A 24664-nucleotide genomic window follows, 5' to 3' on the forward strand; every position below is an offset into this window, starting at 1 on the left:
CGCGCTCGGCGACCGGATGCTGTTTTCCGATAGGCGGGAATAGGGTTCGAAAACCTTGCTCGCGTGCCCTGGCGCTGGCAAGTTACGAGCGATCTCGATCACAGGTCGGATATTCACCCCTTTTGTTTATAGGTAGGATGGTTTGCGACCTGCACATTCAGTAGTCGACTCGTTACGCAGAATAGCGGAATCATCTTTCCGGGAGCGTCGTCTATGACCATGAACGCAAGCGCGGCCACGACCCGCCGCGCCTTCGTGCGGCTGGCACTTGGGGCGGCCGTCGCCGGACCGCTCGCCGCTTCGGCCGGCTGCAGCGTGCTCAACGGTTCCAGCGGAAGCAACTCGTCGGGCGCGCCTTCCGCGGCGGGTGTGGAGAAGAACAAGATCACCGTGGGCGTCCTGTCCAGCCAGGGAAGCGCGCCGAGCAAGCTCGCCGAGAAGTCCGGCTACTTCACGCGCGAGGGCCTGGAGGTCACGCTCAAGCCGTTGGCCGCCGGCCCGCAGGCGTTCGCGCCGCTGCAGAACGGGGAGATGGACTTCGCGGTCGTCAACTACGTCTCGTTCTTCCAGGCCGTCGCGCAGAACACGCTCGACGCGAAGATCGTGGTGGACGGCAACACGGCGAACGAGAACTCCGTGGTCCTGGTGGCGAAGCGGGATTCCGGCATCGTCAGCGCGCGGGACCTGATCGGCAAGAAGATCGGCATCCAGCAGGCCGGGTCGATCGCCGAACTGTTGGTCCGCGCGACGTTGAAGGACAACGACGTTCCGCCCGACTCGCCGCACTACCTGCCGATCAAGTTCCCGGACATCCCCGCCGCGATCGTCAGTGGCCAGCTCGACGCCGGGGTCGAGGTCGAGCCGTTCCTGACCCGCGCCGAGCAGAAGGAGGGGCTGGTGCCGGTGCTGAAGATCGTGGCCGGGTCGACCGCGAACATGCCGCAGACCGGCTACATCGCGATGACCAAGTTCATCGATGCGAACCCGAAGACGGTGGCGGCCTTCCAGCGCGCGATGATCCCGGCCCAGACCGACGCGGCCGACCGGGCCAAGCTGTCCGACGTTCTGGCCGACCTGACCGGTGTCGACCAGGCGACCGCCGCCCTGCTCAACATCGACACCTATCCGACGTCGCTGAATGCCACGCAGCTCCAGCGGGTCATCACCCTGATGCAGGCATACGGTGGGCTGGAGGCGCAACTCGATGCCACCAAGCTCACCGTGCCGACACCGCAGGCGTGAGTTGCAGTTGTGTCCGGCCGCGGCAATCCGCGGCGTTTTGCTCGCGAAGGAACTAGTGTGAGCGGGTTTCGTCGCCTGATCGGACTGGTCGCCTTCCTGCTGATCTGGGAGGCGGCCGGCCGTTCGGGCCTGGTCGCGGCCGGCGTGCTTCCGCCGGCATCGGAAGTGCTGGCGAGGTTTTTCGGGTTGTTCGCCGACGCTCGGTTCCTGCCCGACGCGGCGTCCACGCTGCTGTCGTGGGTCATCGCGCTCGTGTTCGCCGCGGTCATCGCCGTGCCGCTCGGCATGTTGCTGGGCAGCATCCGCCCGCTGCGGCTGGTCATCGGCCCGGTCATCGAGTTCCTGCGGCCACTGCCCACGGTCGCGCTGATCCCGTTGGCGATCCTGGTGCTGGGCAGCGGCGCGCAGACGAAGATCTCGCTGGCCGCGTTCGCCTCCACCTGGCCCATCCTGTTCAACACGGTGTATGCGGTGGGTGAAATCGACCGGCAGCTGCTGGAGACCGCTCGGGTGTTCCGGACCCCGCCGCGCAGGTTGTTCTTCTCCGTGATCCTCCCGGCTGTGGCGCCCTTCGTGCTGACCGGGATCCGGCTGTCCGCGGCGGTGGCGTTGATCGTGCTGGTGAGCACCGAGTTCCTCACCGCCCAGATCGGCATCGGGCATTTCGTCTATCTCTACGGGACCACGCAGCTGCAGATGGACGTGGTGTTCGCGTCCATTGTGTTCACCGGCTTGATCGGCTACCTGGTGAACATGGGGCTGCTGGGGGCGCAGCGGCGGTGGCTGGGCTGGGCAGCGGTCGGAGGCGCGGTGTGAAAGCGCTTCCCATTCTTCGCCGCTGGCTGGTGTTCATCGCGTTTCTGTTGGTCTGGCAGTGGATAACCGCGAGCGTCGCGCACCCGTACTTCCCCACTCCGCTGCGGATCGCCGAGGCCGCCGGGCATGCCTGGTTCGCCGACGGCGCGTTCACCGCCGATGTGCTGCCCAGCCTGGGCAGGCTGTTGCTCGGCTGGCTGATCGCGGTCGCGGTGGGTGTCCCCATCGGACTGGCCCTCGGGCGCTCGCCGGTGCTCACCGACTATGTGTCGGCGACGTTCTTCTTCTTCCGCTCGGTGCCGGCGACGTTGCTGGTGCCGGCCTTCCTGGTGATCTTCGGCATCGGGCCGCGGGCGGAGCTCGCGACCATCTTGTGGGGCACCCTCTGGCCGATCCTCCTCAACACCATCGACGGCGCCCGGTCACTGGACGAGGTCAAGATCGAGACCTCGCGCGCGTTCCGCATTCGCGGTCCACGCTGGGTGTTCGGGGTGGTTCTGCCCGCGGCGGCGCCCAAGGTCTTCGCCGGGATGCGCCTGGCTCTGTCGATCGCGATCATCCTGATGGTCGTGTCGGAGCTGATGGGCAGCACCAGCGGGATCGGCTTCCGGATGACCGACGCGCTGGGTTCGTCGCTGCTGCCGGAGACCTGGGCGTGGATCGTACTGGTGAGCCTGCTCGGGTACGCGCTGAACACCCTACTGTCCTATGTGGAGCGACGCGCACTGGCCTGGCACCCCGGGTTCCGCGCCGACCGCCTCGACTGAAAGCTGGCAATTACTGGTAGCCGAAGCCGGGCATTGTTCATCGCTGTTAACCGGCCGAGGGCTCACGAGTGCGACGCCGCGGTCACCAACTCCTCAACGTAATCGGCTCGCTACTGTTCACGGGATGAGCGATCAGATCACCGCGTACATTGACGAGGCCGGCGCCCGGCTCGCCGACGGCCGTCGGCTGTACGTCCTCGCCGCGGTGCTCAGTTCACCAGCGGAGCAACCGAAGCTCGTCGACGCGCTCGCCGCGTTGCAGCTCGACCCCGACGAGCCGCTGCACTTTCGCACGGAACGGCCAGGCCGCCGGCTCCTCATCGCCGAGGCCATCGCCAACGCGTCGCTGTATGGCGCGATCCTGCTCACCACGAGCACGAGCAACACCGGACAGGAGGCTGCCCGCCGCGCGCTGCTGTGCGAGTTGCTCCCTCGGCTCGAACACGTCGAGCACGCGCACCGGGTCGTCATTGAGAGCCGGTCCGGTGGCGACCGGCATGACCGCCGGACCTGCGACCGGCTCCGGCAGTCTCGGCAGATCACGGCCGCGCTCCGCATCGACCACGGGCCGAAGTCGTTGCCGCTGCTTTGGCCAGCAGACTGGCTGGCCTCAGCGTACGTGGCCGCCCATCACCATGATGACCGCGGCCCATGGAAGATCATCAGCGATGCCCACGTCGTCGACGTGACGATCGTGGATCCCGGATAGCGCGAAGCCGGGGGTCCCGATTCCATCGGGCACGTTCCCCGGCTCACTTCCAGCCGTGTCCGCGGACCGGCCAGCTTCGCAACAAACTATACCCCGAGTCGACAGCCGCGTACCAACGGCTACTGTGCGTCATCCGCGAACCGCAGGTCGCTCAAGACATCGGTCACACAGCGTGGCCAGGTTTACGGCAAGAAGCGTCTGCGTCGCCTAAGCGCACACGGGTATCAGCACGCCGTGCGGCTCGGCCGGTCAGAGCTAGCTCACTGGGACGTGCAGGAGCGTTGGCGCCGGGGAGGCCAGTGCGGCGGTCAAGGCCGAGCGGAGCTCCTCCGCCGTTTCCACACGCTGAGCGTCGCAGCCCATGCCCCGGGCGAGAGCCGTGAAGTCGAGACCACCGAGTTCGATGCCGGGCACCTTGCCGGCTCCGCTGCGCACGGAATGCTTGCGTACGGCGCCGTATCCCCCGTTGTCGAGGATCACGAAGACGACGGCCGTCTGCTGGCGTGCGGCCGTCCACAGCGCCTGGATGCCGTACATGCTCGAGCCGTCGCCGAGGACAGCGACCACCGGGCGGGTGGGCTGGGCGAGCGCGGCGCCCACCGCCGCCGGGAGCCCGTAGCCGAGGACCCCGCTCGCCATCGTGAGAAACCCGCGTGGTGGCACGATCGGCAGCTGCGCCTGCAGGTCGGGCCGGTGCGTGGGAGCCTCTTCGACGACGAGCGCGTTCTCCGGGAGCAGGTCGTCGAGCGTCCGGTAGACGAACGCCGCCGACAGTGGTTCGCCGGTTCCCGGCGGCCCGGCAGCGGGCGGCGGGGTTCGTGGTTCCGGGGCCGGGCGAGAAGTCCGGCCGAGGAGTCTGGTCAAGGTTTCGGCGGCGCTCTTCGCCGGTGCGAGCACGCCTGCGGCCTGCGGTGCCCTGGCCAGGACCTGGGGGTCGTCGCTGAGCACATGCAGCGGCGGGAACGCGGGGCCGTCCTCGGGGGAGGTGACGTGGTAGGTGAAGGCGGGGGCGCCCAGTACCACGACACAGTCGTGGCCCGCGAGCGCGGCGGCCACGCCCGAGCGGTTCGGGGGCAGGAAACCGGCGAACAGCGGGTGGTTCTCCGGAAACGAGCTGCGGGCGGCGAACGGTGCGGCCCACACCGCGGTAAGCGCTTTCTCCGCCAGCTCGACGACTTCGGACACGGCGTGGTCGGCGTCCACCGCCGCGCCGACCACCAGCGCGGGCCGGGCGCTGGCGTCCAGGGCGGCCGCCACCTTGGCCAGCGCGCCGGCATCGGCGGCGAACGGTGCGACCCGCGGCGCGGCCGGCGGGACCTCGGCGGGCTGTTCCCAGTCGTCGGCGGGAACGAACAGGAAGACCGGGCCGCTCGGCGGCTGGACGGCGAGGTGGTACGCGCGTGCGAACGCGGCGGGCACGTCCACGGCCCGGGCGGGCTGGTAGCTCCATTTGACGTAGGGGCGGGGCAACTCGGTCGGGTCGAGCACGCCCAGGAACGGATCATGGGGCAGCAGCGACCGCGATTGCTGGCCGGCGAGCACGACCAGCGGCGCCCGGTTGTGGAAGGCGGTGACGACGCTGCCCAGTCCGTGCCCGGTCCCGCCGGAGGAATGGAGATTCACCATCGCCGCGTTCGAAGTCAGCTGGGCGAACGCGTCGGCCATCGCGACCACGGACGACTCCTGCAGGCCGAGCACGTACCGGAAATCGTCCGGCCAGTCGGCGAGGAAGCCCAGTTCGGTACTACCGGGATTGCCGAACACCGTGGTCAGGCCCCACTGCCGCATCAGCGCCCGTACCGCGTCCCGCACCGTCGTCATGCCAGCCTCCGATCGTTCTTCTTTTGGCAGTTCCAGCAAAACGTCGCCACTGTTCGGAAAACTCGACTCCGCTACGTAACACGATCAAGGGTGGCCGGCTCAAGGTCCACCTCCGTTGAGAAGGGCGCTCGTTCCGATGCCGCAACCGCCTTATCAGCCGCACCTGCCTCAGGGCCCCTACCAGCCGCAGGTCACCAAACGGATCGTGATCGGGGGCATGGTCACCGGCATCGTCGGCCTCGTGTTCGGGTGGTACCTGTTTCAGATCGGGTTCATCCTCGGGGTGGTCGCGGTGATCTTGTCCGGGGTCGGTCTCAACACCGCCAACACGAAGAACGGAAGCGGCCGCGGTATGGCCGTGGCGGGCCTGGTCTGTGGCATCCTCGCCGTCCTGTTCGAACTGCTCTGGATCGCGGTCCTCAGTTATTCGCTGTCGGGCCGGTGATCCATCGCCTACCGACGACCGTCGGTAACGCTGGTGGGTCGCCCAGCCGCATCCGCTGAGGTGGCGAGGGAGGAGGCCAGGTCTTGTTCGGCCAGTTCGCGTTCGGAGAGATCCTGTTCGGCCGCGCCTTGCGCGGGACTCCGCAGCAGGCGCGCGATTTCGCCACGCAGCGCGACGAACCGGGCCGACTCGCGGGTGGTGATCTGGTCGCGGTCGGCGGGCAGGTCGATCGTCAGGTCGGCGACGATCGACGCCGGCGAGGGGGACAGCACCAGCACGCGGTCGCCCAGATAGACGCTCTCGTCGATGTCATGGGTGACCAGCAAAATCGTGCTCTGCTGGTCCCGCTGCACGCGGCGCAGCAGATCCTCCAGCTCGAACCGGGTCTGCGCGTCGACCGAGGCGAACGGCTCGTCCATCAGCAGCAGGGCCGGCCGGCTGGCCAGCGCCCGGGCGATCGACACGCGCTGCTGCATCCCGCCCGAAAGCTGCCACGGGAACTTCCGCCCGACGTCGCCGAGCCCGACCCAGTCGAGTGCCTCCTGCGCCCGCCCGCGGCGTTCGTCGCGGGACAGCCCGGCCGATCGCAACGGGAACTCGACGTTGCCCGCCACGGACAACCAGGGGAACAGCGACCGGCTGTAATCCTGGAAAACCACGGCGAGGTCCGCGGGCACGCCGGTCACCGCGTCGCCGTGCAGGCGCACCGTGCCCGCGCTCGGGGCGATCAGCCCGGCGATGCAGCGCAGCAGGGTCGACTTGCCGCATCCCGACGGGCCGACCAGGCACGCCAGCTGCCCGGTTTCGACCGTGAACGACACTTCACGAACGGCTTGATGGTCGCCGAAGCGGTGGTCGAGCCCACTGACTTCGAGCATGGTCGGCACTTCTCGCCTCCTGCTGGATCGAACCAAAGTGACGTACTTTGTTGATCAAAGGTTCACCGTCAGTATTCTCTCCTGGTCGGCGCCTGGGTATTTGCTCAGGTCAGGACGTTTCCCGGGGTGGCTTATTGACGGCTTTACCCAGGAAGGGTTACATCTTCACTGCCTCTTCGCTACCCTCTGCACCGGCAAACCAGGTAAGCCGAATGCTGGCGGGGAACGACGGTGGGTACAACGGTGCCGAACGATGACACCTCGAGCGTAACGGGCACTTCATCCACGAGCTCCAGGCTGAGCTTACGAAACTGGAAGCTTCGTTCAAAACTGGGATTGGTGTTGGCGATTCCGACACTGACCGCGCTGATTCTCGGCGGCCTGCGGGTATCCGACGAACTCAGCCGGGCCAACCAGTTCAAGCAGACCGCCACCCAGGTCGACCTCGCCAGCAAGGTGACCGACGTGGTGCAGCTACTGCAGGGCGAACGTACCGAGGCCATCGCCAAGATCATCAACCCGAATGATCCACGGGTTCAGGGCGCCCTGACCAACCAGATGGCGCAGGTGGACCGGGCGGTGGACGCGCTGCGCGCCGAAACGTCGCGGTTCGAGGGCGAGAACCCCGACAGCGCCCAGCGTTACGAGCAGGGCCTGCAAGGTCTGGACGCGTTGACGGCGCTGCGGGCGTCGGTGAACACGCCACCCTATCCCGAGCTGGCCGCGTTCACCGCCTACAGCTCGATCCTCCATTCGCTGGTCCAGCTGGGCCGGGAAGTGACCTCGTCGGTGCCCGACCACGAGCTGATGCGCCAGGGCACCATCCTGCAGGCGATCAGCGAGGCCAAGGAGGCCATGGTCGGCGAGGACGCCGCGCTGGAGATCGCCGCGCTGCGTAATTCGTTCTCCAACGTCCTGCTCGACGACATCAGGGCAGCCCAGTACCAGACGGTTGCGGCGCTGGATCTGTTCCGGTCCTACGCCACCCCCGGCGAACTCCAGAGTTTCACGGACACGGTGAGCGGTACCGAGGTGGACGGACGGGCCCGGCTGGCCGCCACGGCACTGGCGCACGCCGCCGCCGGCTCGGCGCCGAACATCAGCCAGGCCGAGCTCGTCGCCAACAGCGCCGTCAACCTGGAGAAGCTGCGTTCGGTCGAGACGAACCTGCTCGGCGAGCTTCGTACCCGGTCCAACGAGCTGGCCGACCAAGCCTCCGCCGCGGCATGGCGTGACATCTTCATCGTGCTGGGAGCGCTGGCCGTCGCGCTGCTGCTGAGCGCCCTGGTGGCGCAGATGCTGCTCAAGCCGCTGCGAGTGCTGCGGCGTAGCGCGCTGCACATCGCACACACACAGCTGCCCGAAGCGGTGCACAAGATCCTGCAGGACCCCGATCCGGTCGCCGCGTCGAAGAGCGCCGTCGAGCCGGTGCCGGTCACCACTCGCGAGGAGATCGGCGAGGTGGCCCGGTCCTTCGACGTGGTGCACGAGCAGGCCATCAAGATGGCCGCCGAGCAGGCTCTGTTGCGGGAGAACGTCAACGGCATCTTCGTCAACCTGTCCCGGCGCTCGCAGCGGCTGGTCGAGCGCCAGCTCGGCGTGATCGACCGCCTGGAGGCCGACGAGCAGGACCCGGACCACCTCGCGAGCCTGTTCGAACTGGACCACCTCGCGACCCGGTTGCGCCGCAACGGCGAAAGCCTGCTGGTGCTCTCCGGTGCGGGGCTGGCCAAGTCGGTGCCGAAGCCGGTGTCCGCGGCCGACGTGATCGGCGCGGCGGTCTCGGAAATCGAGCAGTACGCGCGGGTCGAAGTGGGCGTCATCCCGGATGTCGCGGTCCGCGGGCTCACCGTGCACGACCTGGTGCACCTGCTCGCCGAACTGCTCGACAACGCGACGTATTTCTCCGAGCCGGAGACCAAGGTGAGCGTGCGCGCGGTGGTGACCAGGCGGCACGCGCTGGCCGTCCAGATCACCGACCGCGGTGTGGGCATGAGCGAGGAGAAGATCGCCGAGGCGAACCAGCGGCTGGCCGAGCCGCCGGATCTGGACGTCTCGGTGACCCGCCGGATGGGTCTGTACGTGGTCGCGCGGCTGGCCCGCCGGCACGGCATCGAGGTACGGCTGCGGGAGAACGAGGACATCGAGGGTGGCGTGATCGCCCGGATCGTGGTGCCCGCCGAGTTGCTGGGCCCGGTGTCCGAACCGGCCCCGCCGCCCCCGCCCTCCGCCGCGGAGATCTCCTGGCCGTCCGCCGCCGACGGTGAACCGGAGCCCATGCCGGAGGTTCCCGCGCAGCGCCCGCGTCCGCCCTCGACGGCCGAGCGGTCCGCGGCCGGGGGGCTTCAGCCGCTCGCGCAGCCGATGACTTTGGACGATCTGGTCGCCGGCTCGTCGAAGGCCGCGTACCTGAGCCAGGGCAGGTCGTCCTCGAGCGCACCGCACACGGCCAATGGCACCGCCAACGGGGCCGGCACCTTCAGCGCGCCCGAGCTCCCGAAGCGGGAACCCGCGTTGGCGCCTGAGCAACCCGCCGCCCCGGAGCCGGCCGAGCTGTCCACCCTGTCCGCGCTGGCCGAGGACGACGCCCCGACCCGGCGCCTGCCGATCTACCAGTCGGTCGTTTCCCGCTGGTTCGCCGCGGAAGCCGAAAACGCGATCGAGGCCGACCTCACGGAGTCGCAGGGAGCCGCCGACGGCATCGAGCCCGAGGCCACCGCGATGGCCCAGGAGACCGCCGACGTCACGCCGGAACCGGAAGCCGCTGCGGAAAGCGAGCCGGAACCCGAAGTGGCGGCGACGGCCGGCGCGCCCGGAAAGGACGACTGGAGCAGCGCGGCGGACGCGGGCTGGCGGGCCGCGCAGGCGTTGCTGGACTCGAAGCCGGAGGTGATCACCACGGCCGGACTGCCCAAGCGCGTGCCGAACGCCTACCTCGTGCCCGGCTCGATCTCCAGCGGCGAGCCGGACTCGTTCGTCGACCGGACGACGGGGCAACCGGGGCGCAGTGCCATCGCGCGTTCGGCCACGGCGGCACGTGACCGCATGGTGAGTTTCCAGCGTGGTTTCACCTCTGGCCGGCACGCGGTGCGTGAAGGCAAGGCAGACAACGGGGTTACGGTCAACGGTGGGGAATCCTCTTCACCGTCAGGCCGCAGTAAGGAGTGACGAGTGACACGGGCGGGTGCGGCGCAGTCGGGGAGCAAGAAGCCCACTTCCGCGCAGAACGGTTTCGCTTGGCTCATCACGGATTTCGTGCACCGGGTGCCCGGTGCCGCACATGCCGTGGTGGTTTCCGCGGATGGGCTGCTGCTGGCCTCGTCCAGTGGGTTGCCCAAGGACCGTGCGGATCAGTTGGCGGCCGTCGCCTCGGGGCTGACGAGCCTGGCCAAGGGCGCCTCGAAGGTGTTCGACGGTGGACCGGTGGCGCAGACCGTGGTCGAGATGGCCAACGGGTTTCTGTTCCTGATGTCGGTTTCCGACGGCTCGTGCCTCGCGGTGCTGGGTGCACCGGACAGTGACATCGGTCTCGTCGTGTACGAGATGACACTGCTCGTGGAACGAGTCGGCCAGCAGTTGACGCCGGAACTGCGGGCCCAGTTACAGGGGGCGGCGCGCGAGTAGCGCGCCTGGCACGGAGGAACGCCAAGTGGACGCGGGACATCCGACGCACGTGGATGGGGACGGGGCGGGGCTGAACTCCCCCGGTGCGCAGGGGCGGCGAAACCCGCTGGCCGACGAGGAATGGACCACTTTCCGGGAGCGGGTGGACCGGGAATGGCGGTCGCGACGAGAGCAGGTGACGCACGAGGAGCACCCGGCCCGTCCGGTCGGGCAGTCCGGCCCCGGCGACTACCGCGTGACCGACTTCGGCGACCGGCTGCTGTCCGGGCCCGCGTCGGAACTGTTCGGGGACAACGCGGGGCCGCCCAGCCACCCGAGCATGCCCAGCGTCAGACCGGTGCCGGCCCAGGCGCCGCCGCCGGTGCCGGCCGAGTCCTCCGGGCTGGTCCGGCCGTACTTCCGGACCGGCGGGCGGACCAGGCCGAGTCGGGAACTCGCCATCGAGGCGTTGGTGTCCACCAGCGAGCGCGGCCGTGCCATCGGCCGCGTGCGGGTTCCCGAGCACCGGTCGATCTGCAGCCTGTGCCTGGACACGCGCTCGGTGGCAGAAGTGGCCGCGTATCTTCGGTTGCCACTCGGGGTGGTGCGGGTGCTCATCGGGGACGTGGCCGGTCTCGGTCTCGTGCTGGTGCACTCCGCGACCTCCGTGGTCGGCGACCGACCCAGTATCGAATTCATGGAGAGGGTGCTCAGTGGGCTTCGGAGAATTTGACTCCGACGCGAACACGTCGGCGGCCAGCGGTCCGACCCAGTCGGCAAAGATCGTGGTGGCGGGCGGCTTCGGCGCAGGCAAGACGACGCTCGTCACCGCGGTCTCGGAAATCGACCCGCTCACCACGGAGGCGCAGATGACCGAGGCGAGCGTCTCGGTCGACGACATTTCCGCCACCCCGAACAAGGCGACCACCACGGTGGCCATGGACTTCGGCCGGATCTCGCTCGACGACGACCTGGTGCTGTACGTCTTCGGCACGCCGGGCCAGCATCGGTTCTGGTTCATGTGGGACGACCTGGCGCTGGGCGCCATCGGCGCGGTGGTGCTGGTCGACACGCGCCGGTTGTCGGACGCGTTTCCCTCGATCGACTTCTTCGAGAACCGGAGCCTGCCCTACATCGTGGCGATCAACTGCTTCGACCGGCTGCTGCACCACCAGATCGACGACGTCCGGGACGCGCTGACCATCTCGGACTCGGTCCCGATCATCGCCTGCGATGCGCGGGAGCGCGAGTCGGCCAAGCAGGTCCTGATCTCCGTGGTGCAACACGCCATCTCGCGCGATACCGCGCTCCAGCCCGGTTGATCGAGGCAGCTCGACCCCCGTGCGTCCGTTGGAAAACAGTACGGCCGTTGGGGTGAATGGGACACATCACCAAGCACAGTGGGTCGACAACGCCGCCGTTGGGAATACCCTGGCAGCGACCGGGACGACGATCCGATCGGCGAGGAGGGGACAGTGACGGCGCCGGCATACTCGTCGGGCAGCTTCGGCTGGCTGATCACCGATTTCGTCCGCAGAGTGCCTGGGGCGGCCCACGCCGTGGTGGTGTCCGCGGACGGGCTGCTTCTCGCCAGCTCCGAGGGGCTGCCGAAGGACCGGGCGGACCAGTTGTCCGCCGTGGCGTCCGGGCTGATCAGCCTGACTCAGGGGGCGGCGCGCTGTTTCGAGGCGGGCGCGGTGAACCAGACCGTGGTCGAGATGGAGAAGGGCTACCTGTTCCTGATGTCGATCAGCGACGGCTCCAGCCTCGCGGTGCTGGCCTCACCGCACTCCGACATCGGCACCGTGGCCTACGAGATGACCATGCTGGTGGACCGGGTCGGGCAGCAGATGACGCCGGAGCTGCGAAGCCAGCTCCAGGGCGGGGTACGTAGGTAACGATCGATGAGGGACAAGTCGTCAATGGGGCCCGACAGCGCGTCGGTGGACCCGTGGGAAGCCCTGCACCAGGGAATGGATCGTGAGGGCATCGATTCGCCGTCGAAGTTCGTGCTGAACTCCTCGGCGGTGATGCTGCCGGTGCGCATGCCCGGGCCGGGCCGGTACGGCCCGGCGAGGCAGGCGAGCACCCCGATGCCTCCGGACGTGCCGCCCGCCGAGCCGGTGCCGCCGCGCCCGGTGTTCGGCACGGGATCGGTCGCTCCGGCGGGATCGGCGGCGTCCCGGCACGCCGCACCGGCCGCCGCCTCCGGCACGGGCCGGCGTCGCATGTTGATGCGGCCCTACGCACGCACCCGCGGTCGCACCCGCCCCGACTACGAGCTCGCGCTGGAAGCGCTGGTTTCCACCAGTGCCCAGGGGCGCCGGTACGAGGGCGCGGTTTCCGCGCAGCACCGGCGGATCTGCGACCTGTGCTGTGTGGCGACCCGGTCGATCGCGGAGATCGCGGCCTATCTGACGCTGCCGTTGAACGTGGTGAAGGTGCTGGTCAGCGACATGGACAGCCTCGGGCTCGTGATGATCCACCAGCCCGGCCTGAGCTTCGGCGATCGGTCTTCCCGCGAGTTCATGGCCCGTGTCCTCAAGGGCCTGCGCTCGATGTGATCCTTCGCCAGCCGCGCGTTCTGCGCGTTGCCGTCCGACCACTTCCGCAGGCTGGTGAAGAAACCGCGCGCAGAATCCGCCGCGTCGTCCTCCTACGCGCTCTGCGACTTGTTCACCGCGCCGTTCAGCGTCGTGGCAATTGCCGGTGAACGTGCTGGGCATCTTGTGGTAGCCGGTAGACATTTTACCGACCTGCCCGGCGCTGAGCCCGGTTCTCGACGTAACTCTGCAGCTCCACATGGCCGATGGCCTTTTAGTTGGTGTTTGATGGGCGCGCAAAACGTGGCCGAGACCGCGCTCAATCACGGTGAACTGCGCACAGTCGCGTCCCGCCGCTGCTACCTTCAAACCCAACACAACAGTCGGAGGGGAAGTCATGGCATTCGACACCTCAACCTCCGGTACGGCAGGTGCAGCGGTCGGTGCAGTGGTAGGTGCAGCGCCCGGCTGGCTCACGGCGGCAGCCGACGCCGTCTCCGCTGGCATCAGCGACCAGGCGATTACCCAGGCCAAGCAAGCCGCCGAGGGCCTCAAGAACGCGGCAGCGTCCGGACAGGTCCGGATCACGCCGGAGGGCTTCGACATCCTGATCAACGCGCTGAACCAGTGTGATCGCCATATAGCGCAGCTGACCGATAACGTGGGGAGGGTGGCTCAGGCGCCGGAGCTGGGGAGCAGCGCATACGCGAAGACTGTCGCTGCACACGTCCAGAAAGGCGGAACTGGGGGAGGTCAGTCCGCCGATGCGGTGGTTGAGCAGCTTCGTACGGTCTTCGACGAGGTCCGACAAGCCCTTAACAAGGCCAAGCAGGCATACGAAGACAACGAGCACGCTACTGTTCGGAAGCTCAAGTAACAGACCCCGACGCGGAGGACACGGTGCGTACCGCAGCCCTCACCACAGTCATAGTTGCCGCCGCATTGGCGGCCGCCGCCTGCACCAGCAGCAAGACAGGTCAGGCAACACCGACAAGTGGTCGAACTGCTGCATCAAGTGTGAGTTCGTCTCCGTCGTCCGGCGCCACGAACGGCCTGACCGGACTCAACGCCTGCACCCTCCTCACCGACGTCGAAGCGCAACAGGTCGTGCCTGGCACCGAGCCCCATCTTGATCAAGGCGAAATGGGTGGCACTGGAACGAGTGCCTGTCAGTGGAGCAAACAGGCGACCAACGTGGAAGGCACGGGCGGGGTGACGTTCAGCATCACGGTACGTCCCGCGCAAGGGCTCAAGGATGTCGTTGTCAAGGAGGGCGCGCAGCGCACGGATACGATGTCGACCGCAGGCCGTAAGGCAGTAATACTCAAGAACAATGGTGCTAAGTATTCCTGCTTCGCAGCCGTCGCCGTTGGTTCAGGCCGGGTCGACATCAACGCCACAACTGTGCGCGGCACCACCGACGAGATGTGCGACATCGCGAGCAAGATCGACGATTTCGTCGAGCCGAGGCTGCCAACGTCGTGACCCAGCCCGACAACGAGCACGCTCGTCAGGGATAACTCGACCTCGTAAGCAATCTCGCCCTCACGGGTCGGGGCGTTCGCCCTTCAAACAGTCTCTAGTCTTCGACGAGCGCGGCCGAGGTAATGCGGTGCAAGGGGTAGCGCTGGTCGTCGGTGCTCATCAGGACGCCGCCGCCGACGTGCGCGGGCGTGATCACGCGCTGGGTGGCGGTGCCGTGCGAGTCGACGTAACCGATCCACACCTCGCGCTGTTCCCGGCTCGCCCTGGCCAGCAGCGCCATGGTCGCCGCGGTGTCCGAACCACCGCCGCCACCGGGTAACCGGACCTCCGCGCCCTTGCGGCTGGTGGCCGCCCGGTCCCCGGCGCGCAGGTGCGCGAGCACCGCGGTCACCTGCTCCGGATCGACCGGTGGCTCGGTCGCCGCCCGCCGCGTGGCGCGTGCCCTGGCCGGGATGCGCCGCCCGCTCGGCCGCAGGTCGAGCACCCGTCCGTCCGGACCTTCGGCGGCGGGGGCGAAACCGGCGGCGCGCAGCCCGTCCAGGACCTCGGCCAGCGGCAGCGGGCTCACCGCCACGGTGGGGGCGATCCGGCGCAGTTCGTATTCGGCCGCCACCGGGCCGCCCAGCACCTCGGCCAGCAGGACCTCGTCGTCACAGCGCAGGAACGACGCGGCCGCCCCGCCCCGCAACCGGCCGTGCCGCCGGGCCACGTCGTCGATCAGGTAGCTCAGCGACTGCGGCACGCCGGTCGCCGAGCGGGTGCGGAACAGCTCGTGCAGCTCGTCCGCGGTGCGCCCCGCGTCGAGGGCGCGGCGCACGGAATCCTCGGTGACGCGGTAGACCGTGGCGTGCCCCGCGGACTCCAGGTCCGCCACGGCCTTGACGTCCGTGGCGAGCTCCGGCTCCATCGGGCCGGGCGCGATCACCGTCAGGTCCGCCTGAACCAGGATGTGGTCGATGGGCTTCGGCATGGCGTCCACCATCGAGGCGAGTGCCCCGCCGCGGTCGTCCGCGAGCAGCGCCCTCGTCGCGGTGGTCACGGCGCCCAGTGCGGTCACCCCGAGCACTGCCGCCTCGGCGATCGTCTGGCGCACGGTTTCGTCCCGCAGCCGGCCGCCGCGGCGCGGGGCGCGCCAGGCCAGCACCGCGACCAGGTCCTCGGTGTCGCGGATCCCCACGCCGGGCGGGAGGTCGGCGAGCGCGTCCAGCACCCGCCGCCGGGCGACCGGCGCCAGCGGGCGGCGCAGCTCTTCGGACAGCGGCGCCATCACTCGGTCCTTGGCGTCCCGCTGCCCGGCCAGCCCGGGTAGCCGCGGCAGGTCGAGCCAGGCTTGGGCGATGGTGAGCCAGCGCTGCCCCGGCGCCGAGGCCAGCCACGAGTCGGTCAGGGTGGTGGGCACCCATTCGGGGGTGGTCGTCTGGCTGTCGGCGACCAGGCCCGCGCCGGCGGCGAGCTCGACGAGCAGCGCCGCGCGCCTGTCGTCGACTTCGAGTTCACGGGCCAGCCTGCGCAGTTCCCGGACACCGAGCCCGCCGGCCTTGAGGACCGGCGGCGGTTCCGCGGACCACAGGGCGAGCAGGGCCTCGGTCTGGCGCAGGAACTCCATCGCCTCGCCGGCACCCGCGGTGTCCACTGTGGAGGGTTGAGGTGGGGTGGTGGGCAGTTCGGGTTCGGCCAGCGCACCGGGTGAGCAGGACCGCCCGCCCCGCAACGCGATGCCCAGCTCGCGCGGCAGTTCCACGGTCCCCTCGTCGCGCCGGACCAGCAGCCCGCGCGCCAGCAACCGCTGGATCGGGGTGGTCGCCTCCGCCAGCGTCATCGTGCTGTTCGCGTCTCGCGTCCGGCCGATGGGCGGGCCCGCCGCCAGGGTGTGCAGCACGGCACGCTCGTCCTCGCCGATCGATTCGAGATCGGCGCCGGCGAGTTCGGGCACCGAGGCGCCCAGACCGGCGGGGAACGGGCCGAGGAGGTCCCGCACCACCGGCACCACCCGGAGCGCGTCGTCGTCTCCCCAGGCGATCGCCCGGGCCCGCAGCCGGTCCAGCGCGGGTGCCGGATCGGCCCCGAGCAGCGCCGCGACCGCGTCCGCGGGCACCGCTTCGGTGTCGGCGTCGGTGAGCAGCAGCGCGTCCAACACGGCCAGCGTGAAGGTGTCGAGGTCTTCGAGCGCGCGAGCCGTCGAACCGGCGCTGCCCGCCCGGGTGGCCAGCACCATGCTGGTGGCGGGTGGTGGGGTGGCCAGGTCGCGCCGGGCCGCCAGCAACGCGGCCAGCTCGTCGTCGGACTTCGAGCGCAGCCAGTCCGCCAGGGAGGTCGCGGGCATCACAGGTGAGAATACCTCCCTGGCCACGAGCTTCTCAGCGGGTTGAGGCAGACTTGTGCGACGTAGGCACCGGCTGGGGTGCGGGCATCCCGAGCAGGAGACGGAGGACGCTGTGGCAAAGGGTCACAACAACAAGAAGAAGGCGGGAGTCGACCCGACCTGGCCGGAGGCCGGGGACGGTGCGCATCCGGTGAGCGAGCTGGCCGCGGATCGGCAGGGCGCGCTTTCCCCGTTCGGGGACGTGACCTTCCCCCTCGAATCAGTGCCCTACGTGCACCCCGAGACCGAGATCAACAAGTAAAGGGGTGACGAAGTGCCGGTTCCCGGCCCTGGCTATTCGATCACCGTCCGCGTCGAGGCGCCCCCGTCGGCCAGTGCCGCGGGCGACCTGACCACCGCCGTCGGCAATGTCGGCGGCGTGCTCACCGCCTTCGACGTGGTTGAATCGCACGCCGACGCGATCGTGGTGGACATCACCGCGAACGTCTCCAACGCGGATCACGTCGAGGACATCACGAAGGCGCTCGACGCGCTTCCCGGTGTGCGGGTCCGCAAGGTCTCCGACCGTACGTTCCTGATGCACCTGGGCGGCAAGATCTCGATCGCGCCGAAGGTACAGCTGAAAAACCGTGACGACCTCTCCCGTGCCTACACCCCCGGCGTGGCCCGCGTCTGTCAGGCCATCGCCGCCAACCCGGCCGACGCCCGCCGGCTGACGATCAAACGCAACACGGTCGCCGTCGTGACCGACGGCTCGGCCGTGCTGGGGCTGGGCAACATCGGCCCGGCCGCCGCGCTGCCGGTGATGGAGGGCAAGGCGGCCCTGTTCAAGAAGTTCGCCGACGTCGACGCCTGGCCGGTGTGCCTGGACACGCAGGACACCGAGGAGATCATCCGGATCGTCAAGGCGCTCGCGCCGGTCTACGCCGGGATCAACCTGGAGGACATCGCCGCGCCCCGCTGTTTCGAGATCGAGGCGCGGCTGCGCGAGCAACTGGACATCCCGGTCTTCCACGACGACCAGCACGGCACCGCGATCGTCGTACTGGCCGCACTGCGTAACGCACTGCGCGTGGTCGACAAGAAGATCGAGGACTGCAAGATCGTGGTGAGCGGGGCCGGCGCCGCCGGTTCGGCGATCATCCGCCTGCTGCTGCACAAGAAGCCGGGCGACGTGATCGCCGCCGACATCGACGGGATCGTCCACAACGGACGGTCCAATCTGGATGACAACCTGCGCTGGCTGGCGGAGAACACCAACAGGGAAAACCTGTCCGGCACCCTGCACGATGCGCTGGTCGGTGCGGATGTGTTCATCGGCGTGTCGGCGCCGAACCTGTTCGGTGCCGAGCAGGTCGCGACCATGGCCAAGGACCCGGTGGTGTTCGCGCTGGCCAACCCGGATCCGGAGATCGACCCGCTGGAGGCGCAGCGGCACGCCGCCGTGGTGGCCACCGGGCGCAGCGACTACCCGAACCAGATCAACAACGTGCTCGCCTTCCCCGGGGTGTTCCGGGGCCTGCTGGACGCACAGGCGACCGAGATCGACGACGAGATGCTCATCGCCGCCGCGAACGCGATCGCGGACGTGGTGGACGACCGGCTGAACGCGTCGTTCATCGTGCCGAGCGTGTTCGACTCGGCGGTCGCCCCGGCGGTGGCCGAGGCGATCAAGGCCGCGGTCCGCCGGTCCACCGCGCAGGCGTGAGGCCTAGAGCGTGTGTCAAAGTCCGTGTTTCCGCCCGAGGTGACCACGGGCGCGCGCGCCGGAGGCCCCGGATTTGGGGAGGCAGGCCGCCAACCTCGGAAAGCAAGGGCCACGCGGGAGTCACGGTCTGGCTACCCAAATCCGATCGCGCGCACTTTGAAACACCGCCTCGTCCGGGCCGCTGAGTGTGCGCCCGGCCGGAGCGGGTGAGGCATGCTGGTAAGGAGCGTCGCGTCGAGACGGTCAAGGGAGTCCGGGGGCTTGCCCCCGGCCGGAGTGCGGGGGCAAGCCCCCACCGGACACAGTGGCGCGTGAACCGCGGAGGAACGGCATGACCGAACTGAGCCACCTCGACCATACCGGCGCTGCCCGCATGGTCGATGTTTCCGCAAAGCAGGCGACGGACCGGACGGCCGTGGCGACCGGCGTCGTGCGGACGACCGCGGAGGTGATCGGGCTGCTGTCGTCGAACGGGCTGCCCAAGGGCGACGCGCTCGCCACCGCGCGGATCGCCGGGATCATGGGTGCGAAGCGGGTGCCGGAGTTGATTCCGCTGTGCCATCAGATCGCGCTCTCCAGCGTGAAGGTTGAGTTCTCGCTGGGCGAGGCGGAAGTGGGCATCGAGGCCACCGCGCGCACCACCGATCGCACCGGGGTGGAGATGGAGGCGCTGACCGCGGTCGCCGTCGCCGGGCTCACCCTGCACGACATGATCAAGGCCGTGGACCCCGCCGCCACCTTGGACGAGGTGCGTTTGGCGCGCAAGGATGGTGGGAAGACCGGCACCTGGGTGCGACCTTGAACGGCCGGGGCCGACCGGGTGCGGGTGTCCCGCAAAATACTGGAGGCCCGATGAGCGAGACCGGCGAAGCCCTGCTCGCCGGGGCCGACTGGGTGCGGGTGTCCCGCAAGACACAGGAGCGTTCATGAAACGAACCGCCCGCGTGGTCGTCGCCTCGAATCGTGCGGCGGCCGGCGTCTACGCCGACACGACCGGCCCGATCATCGCGGAGTGGCTGGCCGCGCGGTCGTTCGACGTAGGCGAACCGCTGGTCGTGCCGGACGGCGAGCCGGTCGGCAAGGCGCTGCGTGACTGCCTGAACGACAACGTCGACGTCATCATCACTACCGGCGGCACGGGGATCTCGCCGACGGACCGCACTCCGGACGAGACGGCGGCGGTCCTGGATCACCAGCTGCCGGGCCTGGCCGAGGCGATCCGGACGGCCGGGTTGCCCAAGGTGCCGACGGCCGTGCTTTCCCGTGGACTGGCCGGGGTGTCCGGCCGGACCCTGGTGGTGAATCTGCCCGGGTCGCGAGGTGGGGTGCGGGACGGCCTGGGGGTGCTGGACGGGGTGCTGGCGCATGCGGTGGACCAGTTGGCTGGTGAGGACCACCCGCGCCCGCCGGCTGCCGAGCCGGCCGCGTCGGCACACGATGCCGAATCCGCCGCCGAATCCGTGGCCGCTTCGTCGACCGTCGCCGAGTCCGCGGCTTCAGCGCTCGCCGGCGTGGGGGAAGTGCCGGCGGTGGGCCCGGCCAGGATCGCGCTGGCGCAGGTGACCGATCAGCCGCTGTCCGTCGAAGCGCACGCCGCGCTCGTCGAGGACCGGGCCGCGGGCGCGGTCGTGACCTTCGGCGGAGTGGTGCGCGACCACGATGGCGGCAAGACCGTGCAGGACCTCTTCTACGAGGGGCATCCCACGGCCTCGGAGGTACTCGCCCAGGTGGTCGCCGAGGTCACCGGCCGGCGCACCGGGGTGCGCGCCGTGGCGGTCAGCCACCGCCTGGGTGCGCTGGCGATCGGCGATGTGGCGCTCGCCTGCGCGGTGGCGGCGGATCATCGCGCCGAGGCGTTCGCCACCTGTGCCGAGCTGGTGGACGAGGTCAAGGCCCGGCTACCGGTCTGGAAGCACCAGCATTTCGCCGACGGCACCGACGAATGGGTCAACTCGCCCTGAGCGCTGTTCGTCGGGCTGCAACCGCTTTCTCGGTGGTTTGAGCCACCGCGCCCATGGTCATGCGTTTCAAGCTGCTTTTTTCCAACGGTGTCCCCACCGCCCGGGGGAAAGCAGTGGGGACACCGTGAGTGGCCTTTCAGCAGGTCACTTGGTTGCTATCGTCTGGCCAACGAGGATCAGGTTGGCGTCCGGAATGTACTGGCCGTTCAGCTTCTGAAGCTGCTGCCAGCCACCCTGGACATCGAACTTGTCGGCGATCTTCGACAGGCTGTCGCCATCGACGACGGTGTAGTCACCGTTCGGGTTCGACGACGGCGCAGCGATCTTGGCCGGCGCGGGAGCGGGTGCCTTCTTCGTAGCTGCGGGCGCCTTGCGCGGAGCTTCGGTACGAGTGCTCTTCTGCGTGGTCTTGGGAGTCGAGCCCTTGGTGTTGCTACCGGTGAAGGTTCCGTTGTCTCCGGCCTTCTTGCCGCAGACCGGCCAGGCGCCGATGCCTTGGCTCTGCAGGACGCGCTCGGCGACGGCGATCTGCTCCTCGCGGGACGCGTTCTGCGGACTGCCCACACCGCCGTAGGCCTTCCAGGTGCTCTGCGAGAACTGCAGACCACCGTAGTAGCCGTTGCCGGTGTTGGTGCTCCAGTTGCCACCGCTCTCGCACTGCGCGATGGCGTCCCAGTTCACGCTGGAGGCCTGCGCGGGGGTCGCAGCGATTGCCAGCGGGGTGCCGACTGCGATGCCCGCGACGGCGAAGCGGGCGATGTTGCGGGCGGCGGGGGACATCTTGCGGTGCTTGCCTCGGTAGGACATTCCACCTTCTCGGCCTCCAGCGCCTCGGGGGTCGGGTCCCTCGTCCTGTCCGGAAGCCGTCTTTCGCTCGGGGTATCGGGTCAGGATTCCGCCGGACAGGATTGGCGCATTGGAATCCTGGTCTTGCCGTGGCCGGTCGGGGCCAGCCGAGAAGCGACGGTACGTAACGAACAGCGTGATCGGAAATTATTCTGCCTGTGACCTACATCACAGTAACATTACGCAACCTACTACGATTTGGGTGTTTCTGCTGGTCAGCGCGTCGTTACCGACCCGTATCCGAGTCGAGATATTTCACGCTTCGTGAGGCGCGGGTCACGTCGGTTTCGCACCGTTGGTCCGTTGGTGCGACACCCGACTCGGTCACTCAACCGCCGGCGAAAGGAGGCAGAACGTCGAGTTCCGAACCGTCCGGAAGGGGACGGGAATAGTCGCGCACAGCAATACCGTCAACGAGAAAACTGGCCGCTTCGAGAATGCGCCCAAGGGCGTCCGGGTGGCGTTCCCGCAGTAACCCCAGCACCTCGGACACCGATGCCCCGACGGGCAGCTGGAGCACCTCCTGATCGACTCCGGAAGCAGCGCGCGCGGACGCGAAGTACCGCACCAACACCGTGGTCAAGCGGCGTCCTTTCCCTCCGTGCGCGATCGTGGCGCGCGCTCTGTCGTCGCCGAAGCCGGGAGCATCATGACGCGCGCTACCCTCCGATCGCGCTCATCGGCCGGATCGGCTGCGCGAACCCGGCGTCGTTGATCTCGTGGCCGGCGAGCTTGCCCCACATGGTCATCCGCCAGACCTTGGCCACTTCCTCGTCGTCGGCGCCACCGCGCAGCAGGCCGCGCAGGTCCGTCTCGTCATTGCTGAACAGGCAGGAGCGCACCGCGCCGTCGGCGGTGAGCCGGGTCCGGTCGCAGGCCGCGCAGAACGGCCGGGTCACCGAGGCGATCACGCCCACGTCGCCGGGGCCGCCGTCCACCAGCCACCGTTCCGCGGGCGCACCGCCCCGCGCGTCCGGGCTGGGAGTGAGCGTGAACTCCGCCCGCAGCCAGGAGAGGATCTCCTCCGCCGTCACCATCTCGGCACGGTTCCAGCCGTGCTGGGCGTCCAGCGGCATCTGCTCGATGAAGCGGAGGTGGTAGCCGTGGTCGAGGCAGAACCGCAGCAGGCTCGGCGCCTCGTGCTCGTTGATGCCGCGCAGCAGGACCGCGTTCACCTTCACCGGGTCTAGCCCGGCCGTGCGGGCCGCGGCGAGCCCGTCCAGCACGTGTGACAACCGGTCGCGGCGCGCGATCCGGGCGAAGGTCTCGGGATCGACGGTGTCCAGCGAGACGTTGATCCGGTCCAGGCCCGCGGCCTTGAGCGCCGCCGCGCGCTTGGCGAGCCCGATTCCGTTGGTGGTCATGGAAAGCCGGGGGCGGGGCTGCAGCCGGGAGATCTTGCCGACCAGCTCCTCCAGGCCCCGGCGCAGCAGCGGCTCGCCGCCGGTGAGCCGGATGTCGGTGATGCCGAGGCGCTCCACCGCGATCCTGAGCAGGCGCAACAGCTCGTCGTCGGTGAGCACGTCCTCGTGGGGCAGCCACGGCAGCCCTTCGGCGGGCATGCAGTAGGTGCACCGCAGGTTGCACCGGTCGGTCAGGGAAACACGCAGGTCGGTCGCCACCCGCCCGAAGGTGTCGATCAGGGCGGGATTGTCCGGCCGTGGCGTGCTGGCCAGGTCGCGTGCGTGGTTGACGCGAGGAAGCCCGAGATTCACCACACTCATTGTCACCAGCCTAGCTCGGAGGACCGGCTCCGTGCGATCACTAGAATATTCTAGACAGCTAGTGTTTCTGCTCTTGGAGGGAACCGGGATGCCGGAGCATGAGCCAAGGTACTCCGTGTCACCCGAGGAGCTGGAACGGTTCGGTGAACTCGGGCGCGAGATGAGCACCCTCTCCGTCCTGCGGCACGCCCGGATCGCCGACCAGATGGGCCTGTCCGGCACCGACCACAAGGCACTGGATTTGGCCGCGCGCGCGGAGGGCCCGCTCACCGCCGGCCGGATCGCCCAGCTCACCGGCCTGTCCACGGGCGCGGTCACCGGCGTGATCGACCGCTTGGAGCGGGCGGGATTCGTCCGCCGGGTGCGCGACACCGAGGACCGCCGAAAGGTCCTGGTCGAGATCCTGCCGGTGGACGAGGAGAAGTACGCGCCGCTGTTCGAGTCGGCCATGGTCGCCACCGAGAAGGTACTGGTGAGGTTCTCCCCGGCGGAGCGCGCGGCGATCGAACGGTATCAGCGCGAGATCATCGAGTTGATGCGCCAAGACATCCTCGGGTAGCCGGCTTCCGGCCACAGTCACCGAGAACACGTCTGCGCCTGGCTTTTCCGCAGTTGCGGAGATAATGTCGCGGTTATGCCGCAATTCCGGTTATCTGAGGCCGCTGGGCTGCTCGGCGTCAGTGACGACACCGTCCGCCGCTGGGTGCGGGCCGGTCAGCTGACCGCCGGTACCGACTCGGCGGGCCGCAAGGTCATCGACGGCGCCGAACTCGCCGCGTTCGCCCGGGAACAGGCCGCCGAGCCCGGTGATCCCTCCGCCGTCGGCCGGTCCGCCCGTAACCGCCTGGTCGGACTGGTCACCGAGGTGATCACGGACAAGGTGATGGCCCAGGTGGAGCTGCAGTGCGGTCCGCACCGGGTGGTGTCGCTCATGAGCAGCGAAGCGGTGCGGGAGCTCGGGCTCCGGCCCGGGGTGCTCGCCGTCGCGGTGGTGAAGGCAACGCAGGTGGTCGTGGAAACCCCGGGAGGAGCTCAATGAAGAAGGTCCTGGCCGCACTCGCCGTGGTGGCGCTGGTGGGTACCGGGTGCGGGTCGGCGGGAGGTTCCGCCGATTCGAAGTCGTTGACCGTCTTCGCCGCCGCGTCACTCACGGAGTCCTTCAACGCCTTGAAGACCGAGTTCGAGGCCCAGCACCCCGGGGTCGCGGTGACCTACAACTTCGCCGGCTCCTCGTCGCTCGTGCAGCAGATGAGCAACGGTGCCAAGGCCGACGTGTTCGCCTCGGCGGATCAGGCCAACATGGACAAGGCGGTGCAGGGCGGGGTGATCGACGGCACGCCGACCGTGTTCGCCACCAACCGGCTCACCATCGCGGTCGCGCCCGGAAACCCCAAGGGCATCGCGGGTTTCGCGGACCTGACCAGGGCGGGGCTGGTCGTCGTCACCTGTGCCCCGCAGGTTCCGTGCGGGGCGGCGACTCAGAAGGTGGAGCAGAACACCGGCGTCACGCTCAAGCCGGCCAGCGAGGAACAGGACGTCAAGCAGGTGCTGGCCAAGGTCGCGTCCGGTGACGCCGACGCGGGGCTCGTCTACGTCACCGACGCCGGCACGGCGGGCGGCAAGGTCACCGAGGTGGACTTCCCCGAGGCCGCCGGGGCGACGAACAACTACCCGATCGCGGTCGTGAAGGACGCCCCGCAGCCCGACCTCGCGCGGCAGTTCGAGCAGTTCGTGCTGAGCGCGCAGGGCAGGCAGGAACTGGTGAAGGCCGGCTTTGGCACGCCATGACGGTC

The 24664-nt window shown here is 69.0% G+C and carries 26 protein-coding genes; 20 read left to right on the forward strand and 6 right to left on the reverse strand.

Annotation, left to right across the window (positions count from 1 at the left end):
• The first annotated feature begins 213 nt into the window (after positions 1–213).
• The 4 genes from A3CU_RS46175 to A3CU_RS49975 all read left to right on the forward strand — a co-directional run bounded on the left by A3CU_RS46175 (position 214) and on the right by A3CU_RS49975 (position 3534).
• The gene (locus tag A3CU_RS46175; RefSeq protein ID WP_052372006.1) at positions 214–1242 is read left to right on the forward strand and encodes an ABC transporter substrate-binding protein; all 1029 of its coding nucleotides are present in this window, start codon (positions 214–216) and stop codon (positions 1240–1242) included.
• A gap of 57 nt (positions 1243–1299) precedes the next feature.
• Positions 1300–2058 carry an ABC transporter permease gene (locus A3CU_RS0122900; protein WP_156960509.1) on the forward strand — a complete coding sequence of 253 codons (759 nt, stop codon included), beginning with the start codon at positions 1300–1302 and terminating at the stop codon, positions 2056–2058.
• Positions 2055–2825 (forward strand): ABC transporter permease, encoded by a 771-nt coding sequence (locus tag A3CU_RS0122905; RefSeq protein ID WP_052372007.1) that lies wholly within the window; start codon positions 2055–2057, stop codon positions 2823–2825. The genes A3CU_RS0122900 and A3CU_RS0122905 overlap by 4 nt, the downstream gene beginning before the upstream one ends.
• A gap of 124 nt (positions 2826–2949) precedes the next feature.
• On the forward strand, positions 2950–3534 hold the full coding sequence (locus A3CU_RS49975; RefSeq protein WP_052372008.1) for a hypothetical protein: 585 nt from the start codon (positions 2950–2952) through the stop codon (positions 3532–3534).
• 255 nt (positions 3535–3789) lie between these two features.
• Here the strand turns inward: A3CU_RS49975 and mdlC are convergent, their stop codons facing one another.
• Positions 3790–5355, reverse strand: a complete 1566-nt coding sequence (gene mdlC, locus A3CU_RS0122915) for a benzoylformate decarboxylase (protein ID WP_027944273.1) — start codon at positions 5353–5355, stop codon at positions 3790–3792.
• 136 nt (positions 5356–5491) lie between these two features.
• Here mdlC and A3CU_RS46185 point away from each other — a divergent pair, with 136 nt between their 5' ends.
• The gene (locus tag A3CU_RS46185; RefSeq protein ID WP_052372009.1) at positions 5492–5800 is read left to right on the forward strand and encodes a DUF4190 domain-containing protein; all 309 of its coding nucleotides are present in this window, start codon (positions 5492–5494) and stop codon (positions 5798–5800) included.
• 8 nt (positions 5801–5808) lie between these two features.
• Here A3CU_RS46185 and A3CU_RS46190 read toward each other — a convergent pair whose 3' ends face one another.
• On the reverse strand, positions 5809–6678 hold the full coding sequence (locus A3CU_RS46190; RefSeq protein WP_211246490.1) for an ABC transporter ATP-binding protein: 870 nt from the start codon (positions 6676–6678) through the stop codon (positions 5809–5811).
• Positions 6679–7017: 339 nt separating this feature from the next.
• Between A3CU_RS46190 and A3CU_RS0122930 the strand changes: the two genes are divergently transcribed.
• From A3CU_RS0122930 to A3CU_RS0122965, 8 genes are all read left to right on the forward strand, one after another.
• On the forward strand, positions 7018–9846 hold the full coding sequence (locus tag A3CU_RS0122930) for a sensor histidine kinase (RefSeq protein WP_245617276.1): 2829 nt from the start codon (positions 7018–7020) through the stop codon (positions 9844–9846).
• 3 nt (positions 9847–9849) lie between these two features.
• Positions 9850–10302, forward strand: a complete 453-nt coding sequence (locus A3CU_RS0122935) for a roadblock/LC7 domain-containing protein (protein ID WP_027944275.1) — start codon at positions 9850–9852, stop codon at positions 10300–10302.
• Positions 10303–10327: 25 nt separating this feature from the next.
• Positions 10328–11014: a DUF742 domain-containing protein gene (locus A3CU_RS0122940; RefSeq protein ID WP_027944276.1), complete on the forward strand. Its 687-nt coding sequence runs from the start codon at positions 10328–10330 to the stop codon at positions 11012–11014.
• Positions 10995–11603, forward strand: coding sequence for a GTP-binding protein (locus A3CU_RS0122945; protein WP_027944277.1), 609 nt, complete (start codon positions 10995–10997; stop codon positions 11601–11603). Before A3CU_RS0122940 ends, A3CU_RS0122945 begins: the two co-directional genes overlap by 20 nt.
• 153 nt (positions 11604–11756) lie before the next feature.
• Positions 11757–12179 (forward strand): roadblock/LC7 domain-containing protein, encoded by a 423-nt coding sequence (locus A3CU_RS0122950; RefSeq protein ID WP_027944278.1) that lies wholly within the window; start codon positions 11757–11759, stop codon positions 12177–12179.
• A 6-nt stretch (positions 12180–12185) separates the two neighbouring features.
• Complete coding sequence (locus A3CU_RS53575) at positions 12186–12845, forward strand: DUF742 domain-containing protein (RefSeq protein WP_027944279.1); 660 nt, start codon at positions 12186–12188, stop codon at positions 12843–12845.
• A gap of 376 nt (positions 12846–13221) precedes the next feature.
• A complete protein-coding gene (locus A3CU_RS46200) occupies positions 13222–13701 on the forward strand; it encodes a hypothetical protein (RefSeq protein ID WP_156960510.1) in 480 nt (159 codons plus the stop codon).
• Positions 13702–13724: 23 nt separating this feature from the next.
• Complete coding sequence (locus A3CU_RS0122965; RefSeq protein ID WP_169739677.1) at positions 13725–14309, forward strand: DUF3558 family protein; 585 nt, start codon at positions 13725–13727, stop codon at positions 14307–14309.
• Positions 14310–14403: 94 nt separating this feature from the next.
• Here the strand turns inward: A3CU_RS0122965 and A3CU_RS0122970 are convergent, their stop codons facing one another.
• Entirely contained in the window at positions 14404–16632 is a 2229-nt protein-coding gene (locus A3CU_RS0122970; RefSeq protein ID WP_027944281.1) for a helicase-associated domain-containing protein, read from the reverse strand.
• Between the two features lie 112 nt (positions 16633–16744).
• Between A3CU_RS0122970 and A3CU_RS0122975 the strand changes: the two genes are divergently transcribed.
• The 4 genes from A3CU_RS0122975 to A3CU_RS0122990 all read left to right on the forward strand — a co-directional run bounded on the left by A3CU_RS0122975 (position 16745) and on the right by A3CU_RS0122990 (position 20301).
• Positions 16745–16933, forward strand: a complete 189-nt coding sequence (locus tag A3CU_RS0122975) for a hypothetical protein (RefSeq protein WP_027944282.1) — start codon at positions 16745–16747, stop codon at positions 16931–16933.
• 12 nt (positions 16934–16945) lie between these two features.
• Positions 16946–18340: an NAD-dependent malic enzyme gene (locus A3CU_RS0122980; protein ID WP_027944283.1), complete on the forward strand. Its 1395-nt coding sequence runs from the start codon at positions 16946–16948 to the stop codon at positions 18338–18340.
• A 331-nt stretch (positions 18341–18671) separates the two neighbouring features.
• Entirely contained in the window at positions 18672–19142 is a 471-nt protein-coding gene (gene moaC, locus A3CU_RS0122985; RefSeq protein WP_027944284.1) for a cyclic pyranopterin monophosphate synthase MoaC, read from the forward strand.
• 124 nt (positions 19143–19266) lie between these two features.
• Entirely contained in the window at positions 19267–20301 is a 1035-nt protein-coding gene (locus tag A3CU_RS0122990) for a molybdenum cofactor biosynthesis protein MoaE (protein ID WP_027944285.1), read from the forward strand.
• A gap of 144 nt (positions 20302–20445) precedes the next feature.
• Here the strand turns inward: A3CU_RS0122990 and A3CU_RS0122995 are convergent, their stop codons facing one another.
• The 3 genes from A3CU_RS0122995 to moaA form a co-directional block, all read right to left on the reverse strand.
• Positions 20446–21108, reverse strand: a complete 663-nt coding sequence (locus tag A3CU_RS0122995) for a LysM peptidoglycan-binding domain-containing protein (protein ID WP_027944286.1) — start codon at positions 21106–21108, stop codon at positions 20446–20448.
• Positions 21109–21475: 367 nt separating this feature from the next.
• Positions 21476–21730 carry a MoaD/ThiS family protein gene (locus tag A3CU_RS0123000; protein ID WP_052372012.1) on the reverse strand — a complete coding sequence of 85 codons (255 nt, stop codon included), beginning with the start codon at positions 21728–21730 and terminating at the stop codon, positions 21476–21478.
• Between the two features lie 76 nt (positions 21731–21806).
• Entirely contained in the window at positions 21807–22871 is a 1065-nt protein-coding gene (moaA, locus tag A3CU_RS0123005; RefSeq protein WP_027944288.1) for a GTP 3',8-cyclase MoaA, read from the reverse strand.
• 88 nt (positions 22872–22959) lie between these two features.
• Here moaA and A3CU_RS0123010 point away from each other — a divergent pair, with 88 nt between their 5' ends.
• From A3CU_RS0123010 to modA, 3 genes are all read left to right on the forward strand, one after another.
• Positions 22960–23430, forward strand: coding sequence for a MarR family winged helix-turn-helix transcriptional regulator (locus A3CU_RS0123010; protein WP_043842198.1), 471 nt, complete (start codon positions 22960–22962; stop codon positions 23428–23430).
• Between the two features lie 75 nt (positions 23431–23505).
• Entirely contained in the window at positions 23506–23910 is a 405-nt protein-coding gene (locus A3CU_RS0123015; protein ID WP_027944290.1) for a TOBE domain-containing protein, read from the forward strand.
• Positions 23907–24659 carry a molybdate ABC transporter substrate-binding protein gene (modA, locus tag A3CU_RS0123020; RefSeq protein ID WP_027944291.1) on the forward strand — a complete coding sequence of 251 codons (753 nt, stop codon included), beginning with the start codon at positions 23907–23909 and terminating at the stop codon, positions 24657–24659. Before A3CU_RS0123015 ends, modA begins: the two co-directional genes overlap by 4 nt.
• Positions 24660–24664: the final 5 nt, after the last annotated feature.

Source organism: Amycolatopsis taiwanensis DSM 45107 (assembly GCF_000519205.1).
Taxonomy (GTDB): domain Bacteria; phylum Actinomycetota; class Actinomycetes; order Mycobacteriales; family Pseudonocardiaceae; genus Amycolatopsis_E; species Amycolatopsis_E taiwanensis.